24 protein-coding genes, 1 other RNA gene and 1 CRISPR repeat array are annotated in these 22,756 nt (G+C 31.8%); of the genes, 11 read left to right on the forward strand and 14 right to left on the reverse strand.

All coding sequences use genetic code 11. The features are described from left to right. The first annotated feature begins 77 nt into the window (after positions 1-77). Positions 78-1,862 carry a S16 family serine protease gene (locus tag MEFER_RS07170; protein ID WP_015791953.1) on the forward strand — a complete coding sequence of 595 codons (1,785 nt, stop codon included), beginning with the start codon at positions 78-80 and terminating at the stop codon, positions 1,860-1,862. Between the two features lie 21 nt (positions 1,863-1,883). Next, complete coding sequence (locus MEFER_RS07175) at positions 1,884-3,068, forward strand: MFS transporter (RefSeq protein WP_015791954.1); 1,185 nt, start codon at positions 1,884-1,886, stop codon at positions 3,066-3,068. A gap of 8 nt (positions 3,069-3,076) precedes the next feature. Here MEFER_RS07175 and MEFER_RS07180 read toward each other — a convergent pair whose 3' ends face one another. From MEFER_RS07180 to MEFER_RS07195, 4 genes are read right to left on the reverse strand one after another with little or no spacing between them, the layout of a single operon-like run. Further along, positions 3,077-3,304, reverse strand: coding sequence for a DUF504 domain-containing protein (locus MEFER_RS07180; RefSeq protein ID WP_015791955.1), 228 nt, complete (start codon positions 3,302-3,304; stop codon positions 3,077-3,079). Positions 3,305-3,315: 11 nt separating this feature from the next. Further along, on the reverse strand, positions 3,316-4,392 hold the full coding sequence (locus MEFER_RS07185; RefSeq protein WP_394296028.1) for a Clp1/GlmU family protein: 1,077 nt from the start codon (positions 4,390-4,392) through the stop codon (positions 3,316-3,318). After that, positions 4,386-5,309 carry an adenosylcobinamide-phosphate synthase CbiB gene (gene cbiB / locus MEFER_RS07190; RefSeq protein WP_015791957.1) on the reverse strand — a complete coding sequence of 308 codons (924 nt, stop codon included), beginning with the start codon at positions 5,307-5,309 and terminating at the stop codon, positions 4,386-4,388. Before cbiB ends, MEFER_RS07185 begins: the two co-directional genes overlap by 7 nt. Then, the gene (locus MEFER_RS07195; protein ID WP_015791958.1) at positions 5,309-6,520 is read right to left on the reverse strand and encodes an aconitase X; all 1,212 of its coding nucleotides are present in this window, start codon (positions 6,518-6,520) and stop codon (positions 5,309-5,311) included. The genes cbiB and MEFER_RS07195 overlap by 1 nt, the downstream gene beginning before the upstream one ends. A gap of 145 nt (positions 6,521-6,665) precedes the next feature. Between MEFER_RS07195 and ffs the strand changes: the two genes are divergently transcribed. The 7 genes from ffs to hycI all read left to right on the forward strand — a co-directional run bounded on the left by ffs (position 6,666) and on the right by hycI (position 10,555). After that, positions 6,666-6,982: signal recognition particle sRNA (gene ffs, locus MEFER_RS07200), an RNA gene on the forward strand. A 53-nt stretch (positions 6,983-7,035) separates the two neighbouring features. Further along, on the forward strand, positions 7,036-7,512 hold the full coding sequence (locus MEFER_RS07205; protein ID WP_015791959.1) for a metallophosphoesterase: 477 nt from the start codon (positions 7,036-7,038) through the stop codon (positions 7,510-7,512). A 15-nt stretch (positions 7,513-7,527) separates the two neighbouring features. Continuing rightward, positions 7,528-7,686, forward strand: a complete 159-nt coding sequence (locus tag MEFER_RS07210) for a 4Fe-4S binding protein (RefSeq protein ID WP_015791960.1) — start codon at positions 7,528-7,530, stop codon at positions 7,684-7,686. 159 nt (positions 7,687-7,845) lie between these two features. Beyond that, complete coding sequence (gene purO / locus MEFER_RS07215; protein ID WP_015791961.1) at positions 7,846-8,460, forward strand: IMP cyclohydrolase; 615 nt, start codon at positions 7,846-7,848, stop codon at positions 8,458-8,460. A 47-nt stretch (positions 8,461-8,507) separates the two neighbouring features. Then, positions 8,508-9,137, forward strand: coding sequence for a TIGR00153 family protein (locus MEFER_RS07220; RefSeq protein WP_015791962.1), 630 nt, complete (start codon positions 8,508-8,510; stop codon positions 9,135-9,137). 15 nt (positions 9,138-9,152) lie between these two features. Then, positions 9,153-10,049: an inorganic phosphate transporter gene (locus MEFER_RS07225; protein ID WP_015791963.1), complete on the forward strand. Its 897-nt coding sequence runs from the start codon at positions 9,153-9,155 to the stop codon at positions 10,047-10,049. Next, the gene (gene hycI, locus MEFER_RS07230) at positions 10,046-10,555 is read left to right on the forward strand and encodes a hydrogenase maturation peptidase HycI (RefSeq protein ID WP_015791964.1); all 510 of its coding nucleotides are present in this window, start codon (positions 10,046-10,048) and stop codon (positions 10,553-10,555) included. The genes MEFER_RS07225 and hycI overlap by 4 nt, the downstream gene beginning before the upstream one ends. 2 nt (positions 10,556-10,557) lie before the next feature. On the opposite strand, the gene MEFER_RS07235 is transcribed toward hycI, so the two are convergent. Next, positions 10,558-10,764 carry a hypothetical protein gene (locus MEFER_RS07235; RefSeq protein WP_015791965.1) on the reverse strand — a complete coding sequence of 69 codons (207 nt, stop codon included), beginning with the start codon at positions 10,762-10,764 and terminating at the stop codon, positions 10,558-10,560. A 167-nt stretch (positions 10,765-10,931) separates the two neighbouring features. Here MEFER_RS07235 and leuS point away from each other — a divergent pair, with 167 nt between their 5' ends. Both leuS and cas2 read left to right on the forward strand, forming a co-directional pair. Next, positions 10,932-13,754 carry a leucine--tRNA ligase gene (gene leuS / locus MEFER_RS07240; protein WP_211204165.1) on the forward strand — a complete coding sequence of 941 codons (2,823 nt, stop codon included), beginning with the start codon at positions 10,932-10,934 and terminating at the stop codon, positions 13,752-13,754. A 392-nt stretch (positions 13,755-14,146) separates the two neighbouring features. After that, positions 14,147-14,445: direct repeats of the CRISPR family, unit length 30 nt; unit sequence GTTAAAATCAGACCGTCTCGGTATGGAAAT. 70 nt (positions 14,446-14,515) lie between these two features. Next, a complete protein-coding gene (gene cas2, locus MEFER_RS07245; protein ID WP_015791967.1) occupies positions 14,516-14,779 on the forward strand; it encodes a CRISPR-associated endonuclease Cas2 in 264 nt (87 codons plus the stop codon). An 8-nt stretch (positions 14,780-14,787) separates the two neighbouring features. Here cas2 and csa3 read toward each other — a convergent pair whose 3' ends face one another. From csa3 to cas4, 9 genes are all read right to left on the reverse strand, one after another. After that, a complete protein-coding gene (gene csa3 / locus MEFER_RS07250; protein WP_015791968.1) occupies positions 14,788-15,408 on the reverse strand; it encodes a CRISPR-associated CARF protein Csa3 in 621 nt (206 codons plus the stop codon). Further along, positions 15,380-16,087, reverse strand: a complete 708-nt coding sequence (locus MEFER_RS07255; protein ID WP_015791969.1) for a CRISPR-associated endonuclease Cas3'' — start codon at positions 16,085-16,087, stop codon at positions 15,380-15,382. Before MEFER_RS07255 ends, csa3 begins: the two co-directional genes overlap by 29 nt. After that, a complete protein-coding gene (gene cas3, locus MEFER_RS07260) occupies positions 16,084-17,733 on the reverse strand; it encodes a CRISPR-associated helicase Cas3' (RefSeq protein ID WP_015791970.1) in 1,650 nt (549 codons plus the stop codon). The genes MEFER_RS07255 and cas3 overlap by 4 nt, the downstream gene beginning before the upstream one ends. Beyond that, positions 17,730-18,917, reverse strand: a complete 1,188-nt coding sequence (gene cas8a2, locus MEFER_RS07265) for a type I-A CRISPR-associated protein Cas8a2/Csx9 (protein ID WP_015791971.1) — start codon at positions 18,915-18,917, stop codon at positions 17,730-17,732. Before cas8a2 ends, cas3 begins: the two co-directional genes overlap by 4 nt. Next, entirely contained in the window at positions 18,914-19,636 is a 723-nt protein-coding gene (cas5a, locus tag MEFER_RS07270; protein WP_015791972.1) for a type I-A CRISPR-associated protein Cas5a, read from the reverse strand. Before cas5a ends, cas8a2 begins: the two co-directional genes overlap by 4 nt. A gap of 11 nt (positions 19,637-19,647) precedes the next feature. Then, positions 19,648-20,595, reverse strand: a complete 948-nt coding sequence (gene cas7a, locus MEFER_RS07275) for a type I-A CRISPR-associated protein Cas7/Csa2 (RefSeq protein ID WP_015791973.1) — start codon at positions 20,593-20,595, stop codon at positions 19,648-19,650. Beyond that, complete coding sequence (gene csa5 / locus MEFER_RS07280) at positions 20,595-20,945, reverse strand: type I-A CRISPR-associated protein Csa5 (RefSeq protein WP_015791974.1); 351 nt, start codon at positions 20,943-20,945, stop codon at positions 20,595-20,597. Before csa5 ends, cas7a begins: the two co-directional genes overlap by 1 nt. Positions 20,946-21,257: 312 nt before the next feature. After that, on the reverse strand, positions 21,258-22,226 hold the full coding sequence (gene cas1b, locus MEFER_RS07285) for a type I-B CRISPR-associated endonuclease Cas1b (protein ID WP_015791975.1): 969 nt from the start codon (positions 22,224-22,226) through the stop codon (positions 21,258-21,260). A gap of 9 nt (positions 22,227-22,235) precedes the next feature. Further along, positions 22,236-22,748: a CRISPR-associated protein Cas4 gene (gene cas4, locus MEFER_RS07290; RefSeq protein WP_015791976.1), complete on the reverse strand. Its 513-nt coding sequence runs from the start codon at positions 22,746-22,748 to the stop codon at positions 22,236-22,238. Between the last annotated feature and the right edge of the window lie 8 nt (positions 22,749-22,756).

Here is a 22,756-nt window from a genome sequence, read left to right on the forward strand (position 1 = left end):
TTTTAAAATTTTTATGCTAGCCTAATTATTTAAATATTATGGTTGTAAAGTAGTTTATTAAAAGTTGGAGGGAGAATATGAAAAAAATTCTTGCAGCGCTTTTAATAACTTTTCTATTAAATTCTGCCTTTGCAGTTGTTATAAAAGCTCCAGCAGTGTCTTTAACAGATTATGGATATGTTGGTGTTCCAGTAAATATTCAAATAAATGTTACAAAGGGAGATGGGCACGTTTTTATGGACACTCTACCATTAACTGAATTAGATATGCAAGGTTCTGCAAGAATCGCTTCAAAGGTTGCTGGAGAGATAACTGGAAAGGATATGGGCAACTATAATGTATATATCACTGTTAGAAGTGATGTTCCAGTTGTTGGGGGGCCGTCAGCTGGAGCCACAATGACCATTGGCATTATATGTGAGTTGATGAATTGGAGTTTAAATAAGGATGTTATGATGACTGGGACCATAAACCCTGATGGTAGCGTAGGGCCAGTTGGGGGGATATTGGAAAAGATTGAAGCAGCTAAAAAAGCCAATTGTACAGTTATGTTAATTCCAAAGGGACAGAGATTTGTTAATGAAGGGGACAATAATATAGATGCAGTAGAATTTGGTGAAAAATTAGGGGTTAAAGTTATAGAGGTTGGAAGTATATATGAGGCCATTCCCCACTTCACAGACAAAAAAATTGTTATAAAGGATTATCCTGAAAATTACATTGTTGAAGAAAGATACAAAACAATTATGAAACAATTGAATGATAATGTTACAAAATTAGCTAACAAAAAATATGAAAACTTATCTAAAGAATTGGAAAATAGTTATTTTGGTTATGAATATCAAAAAATGCTTCTATCTGAACTAGAATCTTCAAAAAGTTTATTGGAAGAGGCTAATCAAGAATATATGGATGGTAAATACTACTCTGCAACATGTTCTGCATTCAACGCTTTAATTAAATTAGAAACTATCGAACACACATTAAAATACTTAAAAGGGGAGGAAGATGTTAAATCTTACTTATTTGAGGTTCAAAATGAAATTAATGATGATAAAAAAACTGTTTATTCAAAAAACTTAACTTTGGACAATTTTGAAGAGATATTGGCTGGAAGGGTTAGAATTTCTGAAGCTGAAGAGCTTTTAGATAATGCATGGAAATCTTATTATTTAGGCAAATATGATGAGGCAATAAAATACGGAAGCTTTGCAAAGCTAAGGGGAGAGAGTGCAGTCTGGTGGGTGTCCTTATATAATGATAATGACGGCAAGATAATAAATGAATCCAAATTAAAGCCATTAGCTCAGCAGTATTTAGATAATGCCGAAACAATTTCAACTTATGTAGAAACTTTATTCCCAGGTTTGGTTGCCAATAGTTTTGAAAATGATTTAGATAATGCAAAAAAAGCTTACGAGGATGGGGATTATTTATTGGCAATAGCTAAGAGTTTAGATACATGCGTAAAGGCAGAGATTCCACTTGTTATGTTTGGGGATATTGATTATTTAAAAAAATATTCAAGGAATAAAATAAATTTAGCTGAGAGCTTAGGGGTAACACCAATTTCAGCTTTAGGATATTATGAATATGCAGAGAGTTTAGATGACAACATATCAAAAATAATGTATTATAAATACAGCTCTTACTATGCTCAAATGGATATTGATGTGATGAAGGAGTTGAATAAAAGTAACAAAATTGAAATTACTGAGGTTGAGATAGTTCCAAATGAAAATGAGAAAGGTAAAGAAATTGTTAATGCTAAAGAAGATAATAATGTTGGTGTAATTACCTCTGCGTTAATTGCTGGATTAGTAGGATTTGTAGGAGGATACTTTGCAAGAGCCCGAACTTAATCAATTTTTAGGTGGGGAGTTATGATTAAAGATAATGAAAATAGTAAAAAAGAATTGTCTAAAAACGTCTATTTATTGGGATTTACAAGTTTTTTGAATGATATGAGTAGTGAGATGATAATGCCAATTTTACCAATGCTTATTACAAGTTTTGGAGGGGGTAGCTTATCCATTGGTTTAGTTGGAGGGTTGAGGGATTTAATATCAAATATTTTAATGGTTTTAGTTGGTTATTATTCGGATAAAATAAGAAAAAGGAAGATTTTTGTAGTTTTAGGTTATTTAACATCCTCAATTTTCAAATTACTGTTAGGTTTATCAAAAACGTGGTTAGAGGCTGTTATCTATTCCTCTCTTGAAAGAATGGGAAAAGGGATAAGAACAGCTCCAAGGGATGCAATAATATCAGAAAGCATGCCAAAAACTTTAGGTAAAGGTTTTGGAATACAGAGGGCTTTTGATACGGCGGGGGCTATATTGGGCTCTACCTTAGCACTATTATTTGTGTTGTATTTACAGTATAGCCTTAACCAAATAGTTTTGATAGCTGCAGTAATAGGATTTTTAACGATTCTTCCTTTATATTTTGTTAAAGAAAAAGAATCTTCTCAAAAACCTGCTGAGATAAGTTTTAAATTTGGAATTAAAAATCTATCAAAGGATTTAAAGTTATTTATTTTAATTTCAGGAATATTTACATTGAGTAATTTCAGTTACATGTTCTATATTTTAAGAGCTCAGGAGTTTTTAATGATAATGGATGAAAGAATGGCTATTGTTATTCCAATAGCTTTATACATTTTATACAACATCTTCTATACTTTATTTTCAATTCCATTTGGAATTTTATCTGATAAAATTGGAAGAAGAAAAGTATTAACTTTGGGATATATGCTTTACGGTATAGTCTCTTTAGGATTTGCATACTTTATCTCTCAAAAAAGCTTAATATTGCTGTTTGCTTTGTATGGTATCGCTTATGCATCATTTGCTGGAAATCAAAAGGCATATGTCTCTGATTTGTCATCAGAAGATATTAGAGCAACTGCTTTAGGGCTGTTTTATACTGTAGTTGGATTAACAAGTTTGCCAGCAAGTTTAATAGCCGGCTATCTCTGGAAAATAAGCCCAGAAATAACGTTTTTGTATGGAGGAGTTTTGGCAATTATCTCAAGTTTATTATTGCTTTTGTTTTTGAAAGATTAGGACTTTTATTATTTTTTATATAAAATTTCTCCAGTTTTTTTGTTTCTAATTTCCAATATTCTGTGAAGTGGGATGTGGGTATCAAAATAAACCAAATAGTTCCCTTCAATCTCCACATCTTCTAAAGGAATTACTTTTTTATTTCCTTCAGCTCCTCTATGCAATATAACAACTTCAAAATCTTCTTTTTTATAGTTGGGATGCCAAAAAATCTTATTCAATATTTCTTTAAGCATGATATCACTTTTTATATTAAATCCCTATCCAACAATCCAAGTTCTTCTCCATTTTCATCAACTTTTATCCTTCCGATTCTTATCTCTTTAATGTTTTTAATTTCATCCTCGCTTATTGGGGATAAAATTTCCAACCTCTCATTTTCAAAATCAATAGATTTTAAAATTCCCAATCCAATACAAAAGCCTTCTTCATCAATCAATCCAACGATTAAATTGTTAAATCTTTCTGGTTCAATGTAGTAGAGCACATTTTTATCTATCTGTTTTGGGATATTGATTAAATCTTTTTTTATTATTGTGTATCTTCCTTCACACTTACTGCCATACAATACTTTCCACTTAAAAATTGACTCTAACAAATATCTTTCATCTTCAGAAATTTTTTCTCCTTGAAACACCCTACTCCCGCTGATAAATACCTCATTAAATCCAATAACATAAATTTTTGAGTTTTTAAAATATTGTTTCCATTTTTCTACTCTGATTTCTCTCCTCTCATCTCTGTTAAATGATTTTGCATATTCATAGACTTTTAAGTAAAATATTTTAATTTTATTTTCAAATGGCTTTAATATATGGTTGAGTTCATTTCTTTTTTGTAGTGCAATCACAATATCTGGCTTAACAGCTTCTATTTTCATCCTCTTTAAATCAGCTCCAGAATTGGAGATTAATCCAGTTGTGTCAATAATAATTACATCTGCCTTATCTTCTGCATAGTCACATAGCAATTTAGTTCCGGTAATCATCTCTCCAAAAAATTGAATTGGGGAAGTTGAACCAACAAAATAACTTTTATGTGGTTTAATTTCACATAAATTACTGAAATTTTCTTCTAAAAATGCCAAGCTTATGGTTGCTGGAGGTAAAATACTCTTCTGCCCAATATCGCAGTCAATTATCGCCACTTTAAATCCTAAATTTAAAAGTTCATTTGCTAAAAAAGTGGTTAAAGTGGTTTTTCCACTATCAATTCCCCCAACGATTAAAATTTTAAGAGGTTTTTCAATATCCCTAAGGTTATTTAGAACTTCAAATCTATCCCTTGGGACTTCTATAGTATAATAAGCTTTATTCATCATAATATCAGCCAAATTATTGTATATAAGATTATAAAGGCAAAAACTACACAATCTACTGCCTTAAATGCATTTAATGATTTTTCAACGTCTATTTTTCCACTACCAAGTTTATAATATCCAATCTTTTCCAAGGTTATATTTAAAGCATTTGCCAATGTAGCCATCGTATAGCCGGAGTTTGGAGAAGGAACTTTTCCTCCCTCTTTAAAAAATCCATATACTGCCTTTTTAACACTACCTCCATAAACTGGGGCTGTAATAATTAACAAAATCCCTGCCAACCTCGATGGTATAAAATTAGCTACATCATCCAACCTCGCCGCTAATCTACCATAATACAAATATTTTTCATTTTTATATCCAATCATTGCATCTAATGTATTTATCGCCCTATATGTAAAAGCTCCAGGCAATCCAAAAATAACTGCATAAAATAAAGCTCCTATTATGGCATCGGTTATATTTTCAGATAAACTTTCAACAGCAGCTGAGAGTATATGCTCTTTATCCAATTTTGATGCATCTCTACTAACAATGTGTTGAACTGCCTTTCGTGCATTTTCAATCTCTCCATTTTTTATAAATTCAATAGGTTTTTTGCAAAAATTAAATAATGATTTATAACCAATGATTGTTGATAATAAAAAAGCGTAGACAAGATAATTCAAAGGAAATAGCAAAAGCATTATATATTTTTCAACATAAAAAGCTACAACTCCTACAACAAATATTGTAATTATTGTATTTAGCGAGCCAAATAAAAAATCTCTATACTTATTCTTACAATTTGTAGATTTGAATATATTTTCTAAAAAACTTATCAGCTTCCCTATCCAAACTGTTGGATGTACCTTCTCTGGCAATTCTCCAATAATCCTATCAAAGATAATTGTTAAAATCAAAATTATCGGATTTAGCATTATCTCCCTTTTATTATCTCATCAACATCTCCAAAGATTACTTCACTTTTACAAAAGCTTGGTAGATAAACAGCTGCCTTTCCAGAATTTGTTGCTACATTTTTATAGCCTAAATCCTCAATTGGTGAGACAACCATACATGTATCTTTAACAACTCTTCCTCCAGCCTTTTCAATAATCTTTGTATATCCCATTCTATCTGCCATTGCTTTTATATGCAGAGAGCAGCAAACCCATAAATCAGCATCTAATTTTTTATCTTTTAAAATTTCAGCTATTTTTTTAATTTCTATTAAACTGCAGTGGGGACAGCCAATGCAAATTAAATCTGGCTCATCGTTTGTTGTGTTTAGATTTTCATAAGCTTCTTTTATATCTTCAACTCCAACGATTATTTTTTCAACCTTATCATCAACGACATCTTTAACTTTACACTCAGCAGTTAATTCCTCTGCATGATATAACGCTACTCCACCACTAGCCGCCATTGCCGCTCCTAAAGATTTCAAATCATCATTTTTTGGATTTAATTGGTAAAGATTTTTAAAATATGGGACGCCATTTTTTACGATTTTTCCAACCAAATATCCCAAAGCCCCATAGAAACTCTCTTTATATTTAAAGTTTGATATTAAATTTTCATCTAACTCAATAATATGCGTTGTTCTCCTATTCTCATCTAAATGATAACCGTAATAGGGTGTTTTACCAATAATAGCTGATGCCAACGCAGCTGGTCCTCCTTCTCTATTTGTCTTAGCTCCTAAAACAGAGTTTGCAAAGCTCACAGCAGAGCTTTCAGCCCAACTTATATGTTCACCAAATTTTGGGAGATTTCCAGTTAAGTAAGGTGTGCAAGTGCAGCCAATCTCAATACCCATTTTTTTAAATGCGTCAATAATCCTTAACTGTTTTTTAGCAAACTCCTCATTTATTCCAAGCTCTTTCCATAAATCTAAATCCATTCCAGCTGGATTTAAAGTAGAGTAAACTTTAACTTTAACATCTTCTTTAGCTAAATCCTCTAAAAACTCTAATCCAATATCTTTAATGGTTTTATATGAAACCCCAGATATCTGAGCTGAGCTTATAGGGATTAGTTTTTCAGCTCCATAAATGTCTCCCAAAGAAACCAATAAATTTATACATCTTCTTAAAACTTCTCCATACTCTCCATCCAATATTTTTTCCTCTTCATTAGTTAGATACATTTTTTCACCAATTTAGCTAATAGGTTAAGTTATAAATCATAAGCTTTAAAAATTGATTTCTATTTTTTAGCAATTTATTTTTAATAATAACCTTTAGAGTCAACACAAACTATATATAGCCATTTATACTATATGATAATTGGTGTGCATGGCTAGGCCGGGGGGTTGGGCGTCCCCTGTAACCCGAAATCGCCCTTATGCGGGGGCCGAAAACTTGGGGGCGGTATGTTGTTTGGCCCCCTCTTCCCAGATTCCTCGATGATGCCTCGTCCCGTGGGGCTCGGCGGTGGGGGAGCATCTCCTGTAGGGGAGATGTAACCCCCTTTGCCTGCCGAACCCCGCCAGGCCCGGAAGGGAGCAACGGTAGGCAGGACGTCGGCGCTCACGGGGGAAGCGGGGCTGAGAAGGAATCTGGGGGCGAGAGGGGGCTAGACAACATACCCACCCCAAGGAAGCCATGCACACCACTATTTTTTGAGTTCTTTTTTATATATCTTAATTTTTAGGTGGGGATTATGCTTATAGGTGTTATCTCTGACACTCATCTCTATGATAGAGCTTTAGAACTGCCAAAAGCTGTTTTTGATGAATTTTCCAATGTTGATTTAATTATCCACTGTGGAGATGTAACTGATAAAGAAATTTTAGATTTATTAAATGATTTAGCTGAGGTTGTAGCTGTTAGAGGAAATATGGACTATCTCGACTTACCAAAAAAAGAAATTTTAAATATAAATGATATAAAAATAGGAGTGATACATGGGAATATTATTTATCCAAGAGGAGATAGGTTAAAATTAAGGTTGTTGGGAAAGGAGATGGGAGTTGATATATTAATCTCCGGACACACCCACACACCATTTATAGATGATTGTGGAGATATTTTATTGTTAAATCCTGGCTCACCAACAGTTCCAAGATGCCCTATAAAATCAATTATGAAGTTGAATGTTGAGGATAAAGTAGATGTTAAGTTAATTCCAATAGAATGAGTTTTGGTGCTGAATATGGAAGTTTTAGAAAAATGTGTTGGATGTGGGAATTGTGTTGTATTCTGCCCAAAAAAAGCAATAAAAACCTATGGTGTTGCAATAGTTGATAAAAATAAATGCACAAATTGTGGAATTTGCGCAAGATATTGTCCAATTGATGCTATAAACCCATAGAGGGGGCGGAGCCCCCTCTATTGGTATACTCCCCCAAGTTTTGATGAAACTTTACTTAATTAAAAATTAAGAGGCATTGCCGAGCGTAGCGAGGTAATGCATCCGTTTTGATCAACCTTTTAGTAAAAGGTTGTATAAAAAAAGCTCGGAGGTTTTAAAATGTATATTGGAAGATTTTTGGTAGTTGGGAAGACTAAGGAAGGAAAGCCATTTGCAGCATATAGAGTTTCAAGTAGAAGCTTTCCAAATAGGGAAGCAAGAAAAATAGATGAGAATACGGTGGCCATTATTCCAAAAGACTTAAATGAGATATTTAAAAACCCTTACATAACATACAACTGCATAAAAGTTGTTGATAATGTTGTAGTTGCATCTAACGGCTCACATACTGATTTCATAGCTGAAAAATTAAATTTTGGTAAGAGGGATGCATTGGCTTATGTGTTGGCAGTTATGGATTATGAAAAGGATAACTATAAAACTCCAAGAATTGCGGCTGTTTTGGATAAGAATGAATGCTATATGGGATATGTTGCTTATGATGAAATTAGAGTTAAGAAAGTTGAGCTAAAAGATGGAAAAGGTTATTATTTGGGGGTTTATAACGCCTGTAAAATAGATGAAAATCAAGTTATAGAAATTGAAGGAGAGAATCCAGAAGAGATAGCTGAATATATTTTAAATTATGAGGAGTTTGAACATCCTGTTGCATGTGCTGTAGCTGTTATTGACAAAGATGGAATAAAAATAGCAACTAAGAGCAGAATAATTTGATAATTTTTTTAATTTTGATTTTTATTTAAAAATTAAAAAGTGAGATTATGTCCATTTTTTTGTTTGAAAGGGATGATGAAAAGAACATAATTGACAACCTAAGATTATTAATTGAGATGTCTTTAAAGAGTATTGAGCTTTTAAAGGAATATATGGATTCTAAAGATGAAAAAATACTAAAGGAGATTATAAAAATAGAAGATGAGGGGGATGAGGTAACAAAGAATATAAGAATAAATTTAGAAAGTGCTTTTTTACCAAATATGAGGAGGGAGTTATCAGCCTCTGCAGAACTTTTGGATGAAACGTTAGATAGCTTAAAACATGCTGCTATGTTATATGAGCTGTTGAAAGAAGAGCTTGATAGCTATTTAAAAGGGGAGATAGAGCTCGTTTTAATGATTACAGTAGATATGTTTGAGCATTTAAATAGGGTTTTGGATGTTATTGAAAAAGGAGGGGATTTAGACCCAATTATTAAGGAGATTAAAGATAAGGAGAAGTTTATTGATGATATCTACCAAAACAGAATTTATAAATACTTAATAAATCTGGAGGTTTCAACATTCTGGGAAGGGAAAATTTTGTGTGATTTTATAGATAACATTGTTAATATCAGCGATTATATAGAGGATGTTGCCGATGAGTTACACATTATTTACCTCCATGCAAAATAAACCTGTAATGTTTAGGTGGTTGTTATAGAGCTTTCTATAAATTTAGAGCTAATAATAGGTTTTTATCTATTGTTTATTCTCGGGGCTAATAATGTTGCCAATGCTATAGGAACAGCTTACGCGTCAAGAGCAACAACATATAGAAATCTATTGATTTTATTTAGTGTTTGTGTTATAATTGGATCTTTTTTTGCTAAAAATGTTGGAAATACAGTTAATAGCTTATCCTCTGATGCATTAACCGCCTTAATCATCTCAGCATTGGTTATGAGCCTCTCAACATATAAAAAAGTGCCTGTATCACTACATACAATTATTGTCTGTTCACTAATTGGATTAAACCTTAGCCCCTCAAACTTGGCTAAATTTGGTAAGATACTATTAAGTTGGTTAATATCCCCAGTTATAGCAGTTATTTTAGCTTATGTATTGTATTTAACTTATGAGAGGATAGAAATTCCAATATTGAAGAGGATAGCAATAATTAGGTATCTTTTATTAATCAGTGCTGGAGTTGTTGCTTTTAATTTGGGAAGTAATGATTTACCAACAGTTTTAGGAACATTCACGACCTCTCAAATAATTTATACCATTGGAGCTATTTTTTTATGTTTAGGAGCTTATTTATATGGAAATAGAGTTTCAGAAACGCTGTCTATGATAACAAATTTGAGTGTAAGCTCTGCATTTATAGCCCAACTCTCTGGAGGTTTGGCAGTTACAATATTCACAGCTTTAGGTATGCCCGTCTCAACAACTCAGGCAATAGTTGGTGGGATTTTAGGAGTTGGTTTAACTAAAGGGATAAAAACAGTGAGATGGAAAACTTTAAGGCATATAGTATTTTGGTGGATTGTAGCTCCAATAATAGCATTAACAATTGGTTTTATAATAAGCAGGATGATAAAATGAAAAAAATGTTGTTGGCTAAATTAAAGGGATGTAAAAAGTTAGTTGTTATGGGAATTGGGAATGAGTTGAAAGGAGATGATGCTATAGGCATCTACATAGTTAAAAAATTGATGAAGCATTTTAATGAAGATGGGGAGTTCGTAAACATTAAAAACCTCTATTTAATAAATGCTGGGACTGTTCCTGACTTTTTTACAGATATTTTAAAGGAAATAAATCCTACACACATCTTAATAATTGACTGTGCATTGATGGATAAGGAGGTTGGAGAAGTTAAGGTTATAAAAGAGGATGAAATAATAAATTACAGTTTCTCAACTCACACACTACCATTACCTATAATAATTAAATATTTAAGAAAATTTATAAATGCGGAAATGATTATTTTGGGTATTCAACCAAAGATTATTGATTTTTGCCCAATATCTGAAGAGGTTAAGTTATCCGGGGATAAATTGGTAGATACGCTTATCGAAATTATAAGAGAACTAAAACTAACGGAATAAGTTTATATATCAAATTCCTCTTTCTTTACTTTTCTAACTTTTACTTCTAAGATGTTTCCATATTTTATATCTCCCAATTCAGATATTTCTTTAGGAATCATTATAAAAAGACATTTATATTTCTTTAGTTCTTCAATATCTGAATTATATTCGGCATTGTATACTTTAGCAAAAAATGATATTTCATTCTTTTTCTCATCCTTTTCCATATTTCCACCTTTACCTTTAATAGCTTTGGAGTTAATTAGATATATATTGGAATATACATTTATAATTTATATTTTACTATTTGGGCTAATATTCAAATTCTAAGAAAAGCAATCTTTTTATACATTTACTGTTTTTAATAGAATTAGAACAAAAATATAGCACAGGGATGATTATGATTGACTTTAAGGAAATAGAGAAAAAATGGCAAAAAAGATGGGAAGAGGCAAAGATATTTGAAGCTAATCCCGATGATAGAGAGAAGTTCTTTATAACTGCAGCATTTCCATATTTAAATGGAGTTTTGCATGCTGGGCATTTAAGAACCTTCACAATTCCAGAGGTCGTTGCAAGATTCCAAAGAATGAAAAATAAAAACGTCTTATGGACTTTTGGTTATCATGTCACTGGGACTCCAATCTTAGGTTTAGCTGAGCTAATAAAAAATAGAGATGAGAGGACTATATGGGCATACACAGAATTGCATGGCATTCCAAAGGAGGAGTTGTTAGAGCTAACTACACCGGAGAAGATTGTTGAATACTTCTCAAAGAAAGCTGAAGAGGCATTTAAGAGGATGGGGTTTAGTTTAGATTGGAGAAGGAATTTCAAAACAGATGATGAAGTTTTCAACAAATTTATTGAATGGCAGTTTCACAAATTGAGAGAAAAGGGGTTAATTGTTAAAGGTTCTCACCCGGTAAGATACTGTCCAAGATGTGACAACCCAGTTGAAGACCACGATATATTGGTTGGGGAAGAAGCAACATTGGTTGAATACATTTTAATAAAATTCACAACAGAAGACGGCTGTATAATGCCAATGGCTACCTTAAGACCAGAGACTGTATTTGGAGTTACAAACGTTTGGGTTAATCCAGAAGCAACTTATGTTAAGGCGAAGGTTTATTTGGAGAAAGAAACTGAGGAAGGAGTTGAGTTAATTGATAATGGCATTTGGATAATGGCAAAGGAATGCGCTGAAAAGTTACAACACCAAGATAGGAAGATAGAAATTCTTGAGGAGTTTAAAGGGGGGGAATTATTAAATAAAAAGGTAAGAAATCCAGTAACAGGAAAAGAAGTTCCAATACTACCAGCTAAGTTTGTAAAAACAAATATTGGAACTGGCTGTGTTATGTCAGTTCCTGCTCATGCTCCTTATGATTACATAGCGTTAAGAGATTTGGGATTGGTTGATGAAATTGGATTAATCCCATTAATTAAAGTTCCAGGTTATGGGGAGTATCCTGCAAAGGAAATAGTTGAAAAGATGGGAATTAAGAGCCAAGAAGAAGAGGATAAGTTAGAGGAGGCAACTAAAAAAATCTACAAGGATGAATTCCACAAAGGAGTTTTAAATGAAAACTGCTTAGATTATGAAGGAATCCCTGTTAGAGAAATTAAAGAAAAATTAACTAAGGATTTAATTGAGAAAGGTTTAGCAGAGGTTATGTATGAATTTAGTGAGGAAAAGGTTATCTGCAGGTGTGGAACACCATGTATAGTTAAAATGGTTAAAGGGCAGTGGTTTATTAAATATTCCGATGAAAAATGGAAAGAATTAGCTCACAAGTGTGTAGATAGAATGAAATTCATCCCAGAGAATCTAAGACAGGTATTCCATGAGAAAATTGATTGGATGAAGGATAAGGCATGCGTTAGGAGAAGAGGTTTAGGAACTAAGTTTCCATTTGAAGAAGGTTGGGTTATTGAATCTCTATCTGACTCAACAATTTATCCAGCATATTACACAATTGCAAAATACATTAATGAACACAACATAAAACCGGAGCAGTTAACTTTGGAGTTGTTTGATTACGTATTCTTAGGAAAAGGAAACGCTGATGAAATTGCTGAAAAGACAGGTATTCCAAAGGATATTGTTGAAGGTATGAGAAAGGAGTTTATTTACTACTATCCAGTAGATTGGAGATGTTCAGCTAAAGATTTGATTCCAAACCATTTAACCTTCTATATCTTCAACCATGTAGCAATATTCCCAGAAGAGTTTTGGCCAAGAGGTATTGTAGTTAATGGTTATGTCACAATTGAAGGTAAAAAGCTATCTAAATCAAAAGGTCCTGTATTGCCTGTCTTAGAAGTTGCCGAGAAGTTTGATGCTGATGTTGGTAGATTCTACATAACAACTTGTGCTGAGTTGCCACAAGATGCTGATATCAAGTTTAAAGAAATGGAAAATACAAAGAAGGTTTTAGAGAGGTTTTATTTATTTGCTAAAGAAGTTGCTGAAAGAAAAGGGGAAAAAGCTGAGCTAAACTATATTGACAAATGGCTGTTAAGTAGATTGTATAGGTCTGTTAGGCAGTATGATGAGTATATGGAAAACTTTGAGCTAAGAAAAGCTGGAATATTGCTCTATCAATTGTTGGATGACTTAAGATGGTATAGAAGAAGAGGAGGAAATAATATAGGAGTTTTAGAAGAGTTTTTAGAGGTTATGATAAAATTGATGTCTCCATTTACACCTCATTTATGTGAAGAGATGTGGGAGATGTTAGGAAAAGAAGGCTTTGTTTCAATTGCCAAGTTCCCAGAGGTTAAAGAGGAGCTTATAAATGATGAGATTGAGAAGGGAGAGGAGTATCTAAAATTAGTTATGGAGGATATAAAGGAAATTATAAACGTTGCAAAGGTTCAGCCAAAGAGAATCTACCTATATACTGCAGATGATTGGAAATATGAGATATTAAAGATTATTAAAGAAAATGAAGGAAAATCAGTTAAGGAGTTAATGCCAATAATAATGAAGAATCCAGAATTTAGAAAGTATGGTAAGGAGATTCCAAAGTTGGTTAATCAATTAATAAAGATTAATGCAGATGTTATTAATGAGGTTAATGTCTTAGAAAATGCCAAAGAGTTCTTAAAGAAAGAGTTTGATGTTGAGGAAGTTATAATTAATGGGGAAGATAAGGCAAATAAAAAGAGGTTTGCTATTCCATTTAAACCAGCTATCTATTTGGAATAAATTACTTTTTATATTATAATTGTATTTATCTCGCTGAAATGATTTTATTTTTAAATAAAGATTTTTTATAACTTATTTTTTGATTTTAAGGATTTTTATTTAATTTCGAAGGGTGGGTTATTTTTAAAATTTTAAGTATTTAGATTAATTAAATTATATGGAATTTTTAAAAGATTTTAGTTAATTATCTTTTAAGGCATAATTTCCACAACAAATAAGTTATATTTTAAAAAATGATTGTTTTAAAATTATTTTTTAAGTCTAAAAAGTAAAATTTATATGGGTAAGAAGGTATATAAATGAATGGGGTTAACCACACTTCGACTTATAAAGTAGCGTAAAGTATATATATTAATAATGCTAAAAATATACTTGTCTAGAATTATCGCCCTGTTAAAATCAGACCGTCTCGGTATGGAAATTTGTGGGATTTAATAACATTGGCAAAAAAAATTATGTTAAAATCAGACCGTCTCGGTATGGAAATTCTGTATCTGGTTCTATTCTGGCTTTTATAGGTATGTTAGTTAAAATCAGACCGTCTCGGTATGGAAATCTTAGATGGCGGCCTTTCTTTCAGCTCAGCTATTGCCGTTAAAATCAGACCGTCTCGGTATGGAAATTACGTTGAATTATCATAGACTTCAATTGTTATAACGTGGTTAAAATCAGACCGTCTCGGTATGGAAATAATTCCCCATGTGTTATGAAAATTTAGATTTAATTTAAAAATTTTAAAGAATGATATTTTTGATGATACTATGTATGTCATTATTGTTTATGATGTAAATGTTGCAAGAGTAAATAAGATAAAAAGCTTTTTAAGAAAGCATTTAAATTGGGTCCAAAATAGTGTATTTGAGGGGGAAGTTACAAAGGCAGAGTTTGAAAGGATAAAAGACGGAATTTTAAGGATTATTGATGAGGATGAAGATTCAGTTATTATCTATAGATTTCCATTGGATTTTGTTCCAAAAAGAGAGATTTTGGGCATTGAAAAGAATCCAATTGATGATATTATTTAAATTTTATTTTATTCATAAAGCTCTAAATAGAGTTTTCCAGATTCAGTTAAATTGAATTCTTTATCAACAAGCCCTAACTCTTGAAGTTTTTTAACTTCTCTACTAACTGTTGCTGGAGATAAGCCGAGATTTTTTGCCGTCTCTCTAACTCCACAACCATTATAAAGAGATTTTAATATTTTAACCCATCTATCATTTTCTGGAACTAAAAATGCTTTTATAGGTATTTCAGCATAGCCCTCAAAGTTTTCAAACTCAACCTCCACCCTTACATCAAGATTCTTCAATAATAAAAGTGCCGAAACTACAAGTAAAATTAAAATTCTCATACCTCCAGAGAGATTTGCATATATTGAATTTTCTTCACTCTCCAAAATTTTCTGCTTTATTTTTTTGACATTTGTAAGTACTGAATCTTTTACATCAACCTCAAGTATAGAGATGTTTTCTTTTTTAACAAGATTATCTAAGAGGGATAGAATATTATTTAACGCATTTTGGACTTTTTGATTGTTATTTAAATCATCTGGCAAGATTATGAGAACTTTATCATCCCTCTTAATTCCATGCCTAAGTAAAAACCTAATGGCAAATTTTTCATCAAATCCCAAAGTTATTATGTATAGCATGGCTATCTCCAAGATACTTTTTGTAGATGTTGTAAATCTCTATAACCTCCCTACCCAAAACTCCCAAATTTTCATTAGCATTTTTTCTATTTAAAATTGCTGAAATATTGTCTGCAACCATTAAAGGCACTAAAATTAAATATATCCCTTTAAAAATTTCATCGCTATTTGTAAAAAGGTCCATAATGCTATGCTCAATGTTACTTATAATTTCGTTAGGGATATTAATCTCAATTGGGGAGTATTTTTTAACAACCTCAATACCATCATCACATAATTTTAATTTTGATGAATCTTCTATTAAGTTAAACCTATTCACCATAGTATGATGATGTAATGCAATTGCACAAGCTATGGCTTTTCTAATCTTTTTATCCTTATTTTCATCTCCAGTGAGTGTAGTTATTGAGTTATGGGCAATGTATGCAGAATAAAATTCATGCCCACGAAACGTTTTCTTATCTTGATAATATTTTAAATTCTTAGCAACATCATGTAATACATAAGACACCTCTAATATAATCTTTCCAACTTTATTATCAACATTTAAACATTTGGCAACCTTTTTATGATAATTTCTTTTAATGTAAAAATCTATTACCTCCAAACCCTTTTTAATATGCTCTTCCATTGTTTCTAATCCTCTCCCATCCTTATCAAAGAAAGCATAACACATCATAATACAAGCCCCCTCTCTTTGTCATACCCATTTAGAAGCTTAACCTCTATAGGTTTTCCACAGGTAATAGCTATTGCTACCTTATACGCTTCATCTTCATCTTTTACTTCTAATTTTTCTTCTACAATATTATTTCCAATCTTTTTTATTTCAATAACATCAACTTTTTCCAATTTACAGAGTTTAAACAACTCCTTTGGAGTAATTAAAACTACATCATTTTCAACTTCAACTGGTATTAAAAAATCTCTTAAAAATGCATGTCCTTCAGAAATATATTTAGTTATTATTTCGTAGATTTCAAAACTCCTTGTTCTAAACTCTCTTAGTTTTTCAATTAGAATATTTGTTATTTTTTTGTGCTTTCCAATTTTAGCTTCGGCATTAGCCAACCTTTTTCCATGAACTTCATCAATCCATTCTTGATAGGTCTTAGAGAATCTTGGATGAATATCTACATTGCTTTCAAGATATCTCCAAGTTTTTTCAATCTTTTCCTTATTGTATGGCTTTCCATCTGATTTTAAAACGATTATTTTTCCTTCTCTTTCATTATACCTTGCCACCCTACCAAATCTCTGAATTAACGAATTTGGTGGAGCAATTTCTGTAACCATTATATCTGATGAAATATCGACTCCCGCTTCGATAACTTGAGTTGAAATTATTAAAAACTCTTTCTCATTTTTTAGGTCTCTAATTTTTTCAACAATCTTTTTTCTGTGGTTGTAAGTCATCTTTCCATGAATTAGTAGTATATTATCAAATCCACTATCTTGCAAGGCAATATCGTAGATTTTCACACATTTTTTTGGACTATTTACAACAACGATATTTCTCTTTCTCTCTTCAACATATTTTAAGTAATTATTTACAGAATTTTCGTTAAATACTGAGATTTTGAAGTCCTTTTTCATTTCTCTTTCTAAAAACTCTTTATCCTCCACAAATATATGTGATTTTGAAGATTTCCCATTTTCATCGGATAGTTCGTAAATTTTAAAATCATACTTTTTTGGTATTGCATATCTTTTAAAAAGCTCTTCGTATCCCTTTGAAAGTGTTGCAGTTAGTATTAAAATAGGAACATCATTTTCAAGTAAAAATTTTAAAACACAGAGAAATACGCTCTTTAACTTATCATCCTCTAAAATAAAATGGGCTTCATCAAAAATAAGCATTGAATTCAATATCGATGCTTGGGTAAAAAAATCATACCCAAATTCTTTTCCATCCTTTATTCTGCTGAATTTTTTAGTATTTAGTTTTAAAACGTCCCAAATAAATGTGTCAATTGTTGTAAAGTTTAGAGGAAAGAGATGAAAGACCTCTTCACTAACTCCCATCATCTTTGCCCTTGAAAAATCAAAAAGTTCTTTTGCTGACATTGATAAATCTTCAACTATTGAACGCATAGGCAGTATATGGATTACTTTATCAAACCTTTCCGCATTATAAAGAGAGTATAAAGCTAAGGTATAGCTTATGGTGGTTTTTCCATATCCAGTAGGTGCTTTAACAATAAAAAAAGGTTTTTCAGAACTTTCAATGTCCTTCAACACCCTTTCAATTAAGGGTCTTCTTTTTGGCTTAAATCCTTTTATTTCTCCAAGTTTTTTAAGGATTGAGTTATAATATCTAATCATAAGATTCCCTCCAATATGGAAATGATATTTCCTTCCTTAGCAAAGCTTTTAAAGGTTTTTTCCAAGTTTAGTTTTGATTTACTACTGCTTTTTGATGATAAAATAGAATGTCCCTTTCTAAGCAACAAGTAGAGAGTATTTTCCAAAATCTCAACTTTACCGGAATTTATTGCCCTATACAAATCTTTAACCATGATATAGGCAAGATTTTCGTTATCTTCATTTATTGGGTTTTTAAGTTCTTTTAATGCCAAATATAACAGTTCTTCAAGAGGAATTTTTGCATCAGAGGATTCAAACATGGAATAGTTTTTAATTCTATCAATATATTTCTTCATAAAGTTCAAGCTATTTCTTAAATCAAGTTCAAGGACATTTTTTGCAAGATATACATTGCCACTAAGTTCAATAACATACAAAGTTATAGGAAACACCTTGCCAGAAGCTTTTTTCTTTGCAAGTTCCATTGATAACAATAGCTCATAAATCTCCTCAACTTCAAGTGAGAACCTTTTTTGTATATTTATGTCTGTTAATATTTCTAAATCCTCTAAGATTTCTAACAACTCATATTTTTCCTCTTCCATACCGTATTTTATTGCCAAATAGTACCTTTCAATATCATTTTTCAGCATTAAATAGTATTTCCCTCCATAATATCCAGCAAAGCATGTCAAAAATCCAATAGCTAATATACTAAACCAAATTGGGTCAAGGTTTATCATAGATTTTTTTCCAGTGGTTGGTGTTAAAAACTCACTTAAAAACTCATAGTATTCAACTTGCTTTATGATTGCTGGTAGGATTGCGTAACTCCCATTGTATGGAATTCCAAAATCAACAGAATTTTTTCCAACTTTTATAGCTCTTAAAGATTTTTTTGCATCAATTTTATTACCTTCCAATAAATTTATGGTCTTTTCAATAATATCAAGCATTAAAGATGTATATTCTTCTGGTGGGATTGTGTTAAACCAATTTTGATATGTTTTTTTATATGACTCTTTATCATTTCTTGATAACTTACTTGAACCAGCATTTTTGAGTTTTTCTTTAAAACCATAAACATAATTTTTGAAAATCTCTGCCAAAGTAGTGTTGTCAATCTCATCAAAATCTTCAACCATTATTCGAGATAGCCCATGCATTAAAATCTCTTTTGTGAAACCATCTATTGGAATCATAATAGAATCACCTCTCCATTAGCATCAATAAATCTCAAATCTCCAAAAATCTTCACTTTACCAATCGGATAGACAACAACCATCTTCTTTGCGTTGGTGTAGTTCGTTAGCTCCTCTCTCCAATCAACCACTGCTTGTAACAAACCCCTCCCCTCATAATCAGATATATTTTTAAATTCAAATGAATATTCAGTTTCAACTTCGTCCCCTTCTTTAATCTCACTTTTTCCAGTAACGACATTCTCAACAGAAACAACAGATTCTCTTGAACCAATCCTTACAATTCCCCATCCTGCCCTTTTAAAATCTTTTATTGTGTATTCTGAACTTTCCAAGATCTCATCGTTAAATATGTATGCAATTTTTATTTTGAAATCTTTCTCCCCATACATTATGCTCATTGGTAGAGATGTGATTGCACTTTCTACTTCTTTCCTATGGAACCTGTTAATTCTCAATATTGAACCATAAATCACTGGATTCCCTTCAACTTTCACAGCAACTGTTTTAAACAAATTTCTTAGTATCTCAACAGAGCATCTATCTCCATCTATAACCTCCTTACGCAATCCCTTAACATGAAAGAGAGGGTAGCTTATTGCCCCAATTAAAGATGTTGGAGTAGGATATCTAAATGCTGAACGCATCTTACTCTGTGGAGATGAACGTAGAGATAAGATACCACTTGGTTTTGCCTCAATAATTAAAAAGTAGGGCAAGGAAAATCACCTCAGATGATATTTTTGTCCTTTATGTAGTTAATCATCTCTGCTAAACATTCTTCTGATGTTTTTTCATCATTTGTTGTTATGAACTTCGTATCCTCTCCAAATGTATTTGCAACAACTTTCAATCTCTTTTCAGTTTTTTCTATGTAGTTGTCGTATATTGGTGATGTTACACTAAATGGATGCTCAGTTATTGCTATTGCAACTTCCATTATGTTTCCAACTGGGAAAAACCTTGAAAGTTTTGCCCCAAATTGTTGAGAAGATAGCATTCTAAATATTGCCTTTAAAGATGCCTCTCTTCTTTTTTTAATACTCTCTTCATCAACTACTGGTTTATTTGTCAAACCACTTATTCCAATGGCATCTAAGTCAATGTTAAATGTAAAACCATAGATTGCTGTTCCTGTCTCTACATAGTAAATCATCTGCTCAGAGGCCCCTTCTTTCTTCTCTCCTACAGTTTGTGCATGTCTTGCATGGAGTTGAGGTTCCGTTGTTGCATAAATGGCTATAGATTTTATTGGTAGTGCATAGCTAAACTGGAATGCTGATGTTCTTTTTACTGGAGGCTTTTCAGCATATAAAAAGCCACCAATATCCTCAATAACACATGATTTTATTATGGCTTCTTCTATCTTCTCTCTGTCTTTTGGTATTGGTTTTATTTTTTTCTCCAAGTGCTTCTTGTTCATTGATTTAAAGAACTCAAATTTTTCACAATCTTCACAAACTGGAAGATTTAAAGCTTTACTTTCTTTGACTAATAACTCTTGATATGCATGACCCAAGCTTTCTCCACTCATTGCTGGGACATAGATGGTTTTTAACTTTCCATCTTCCTCTATGATGTATGGCACTCTTCTATGCTTTGAGTAATTTCCAGCCGTCTCAACCATATTCAAAGCTTCAACGTTTGCCTCAAATCTAACGCCAATACTTACGAACATTACTCTTCACCTCCTTTCTGTGGAATTGTTAAGGCAAAGATTGCCAACTTTCTTGCATAGCTGATATCTTCCTTAGCTTTTTTTAAGAATGCTTCAACTTCTTCTGAACTTGGAATACTTGGTAAATATATTGGTTTATTTGTCTCTTTGTCATAGATGACTTTTTTTCCATCTTCAATTTTTGCACTGTTGTGTATTGATTGAAAATCCCTCAACGCATCTTTTATTGCCACTTCAACTGGTTCATAGGTTAGAGCATTTCCTATTCTATCGATATAGCTAAAATTCTTCGTTCTTACAAAGAATCTCAGCATCTTTATTAACCCATTAAACTCTTCTATGAATTTCACATTCTCACCTCCGATAACTATATTGGAATATTGAGTATATAAAGCTTTTGATTTCTATCGGCAAATTTGATTCATAAAGAATTGAATAATGTTTCATAATAATGAAACAAAAATAAATTAGTCCCAGCTTTTAAAATTTTATCAAATCTAATAGGCAAAACAATTTTACAAATTTGAAAATATAGAACATAACATAGAGCCTTTAAAATAAAAAAGATGATAAAAATCAAATTACCTTCAAAAATAGGTAGATTTTAATTGTTTTAGTATTAAGTTATTCACTATAATAAAACATCTTACTTAGTTGTTTCATTAAAACCATGCTACTAACGGCTCATATCTCTTCTGTCTAACTAAGTGTTTAACTAATTTATATGCCTCTAATCTTATTAATCTTCTCTTTGAGACATTCTTTTTTAGTTTTGGATGATGAACTGTTTTATCCATCTCTTTGTTGAAGTGTTCTAAAACTACTTTCATTCCTTCTTTGTTTAATAAAACTCCATTTAAATCATCTCTAAAATGCTTTTTCTGTATAATATTTTGTTTAACTAATCTATTAGCCAATCTATCAGCAATCATCGGTTTAAATATCTCACTCAAATCCAAAGCTAAAGAAAATCTTCTCTCATGAGGTTCGTGGAGATAGCTAACTGTTGGAGTTAGTTGAGTATTATAAAGCTCAGTAATTATAGCAGGATATAAACGGGAGTTTAAAAAGCTTATTAACGCATTCATCTCATTCTTTGGAGGTCTTCTTGTCCTTTTAACTATTTTAAAATCATCTGGTAGTGTTTCATCCCACAATCTATAATATTCAGTTCTAACCCTCCCCTCTACATTCATAACCTCTGTTATTTTGTTGCAGTTGTCTAATTCTTCAATGTAACTGTCAAACTTCGTCTTGTTTTTGAATTTTGATAAGTTCCACTCCATATTTTTTATTCCTCCAATGACAAACAACTTTGCTAACTCCAACCTCTTATCTTTGTCTAAATAATGCTCAACTTGATTAACTACCAAATATCCTGAGTGTAATGACTCTCTTGGATAAAAACTTCCATCATAATATCCATAATGGTTAAAGAAATGCACGGCAATGCCTTTTTGAGCTAAATAATGTAGAGCTTGAGAGCTGATGCTAACCTTTCCATAGATGTAGATGTCATAAATTCCCTCAATAGCTAAGGGCTTTTTGCCTCTTGCATTTTCAAAGTAGATAGTATTTTCCCTTCTAAATAAATAACCGTCTGATAGTAGAGTTAGGGACTTTTTCCTCATAATTTCACCTTAAATAAAACACAGTTCATAATATGCACAATTCTTACAGATTTTCTGATAAACAGGCTCTGGAGGTTCTTTTAGTGATTTTATATGCTCAATTTCTTTTATTGCTCTCTTTATCTCCTCTTTATCATTTTCTTTTAGCTCAATCTCTTTAATCTCTTTAAGTTTTGGATAATGGAGGATTGCCTTAGCTTTCATCCCTAATTTGTTTAAATAGTAGATGTAATAAAGAGCTTGCATGATATGGGCTTTTTCCATAACCTTGCCCTTCTTTATTTCATGAATCTCAATAATATCACGCTTTTTGATAAAATCAATCTTTATACTGCCTATTTGAACCTCCTTCTCCTCTCCAAAATAGCTTTTTTCATGTAAAAATTTTCCTAAATCAACAAAATCACTCTCTTGCTCCATAGTTATGCCTCTTACAAAATACCAGAGCTTTGTTTTGCATACATAGAGGTAGTTTATCTCAATGCCTCTAATTATAAGCTCTTCTTCCAAATAATTTTCCATAATTCCAC

It is taken from the genome of Methanocaldococcus fervens AG86 (assembly GCF_000023985.1).
In the GTDB taxonomy this organism is placed as follows: domain Archaea; phylum AGJL01; class Methanococci; order Methanococcales; family Methanocaldococcaceae; genus Methanocaldococcus; species Methanocaldococcus fervens.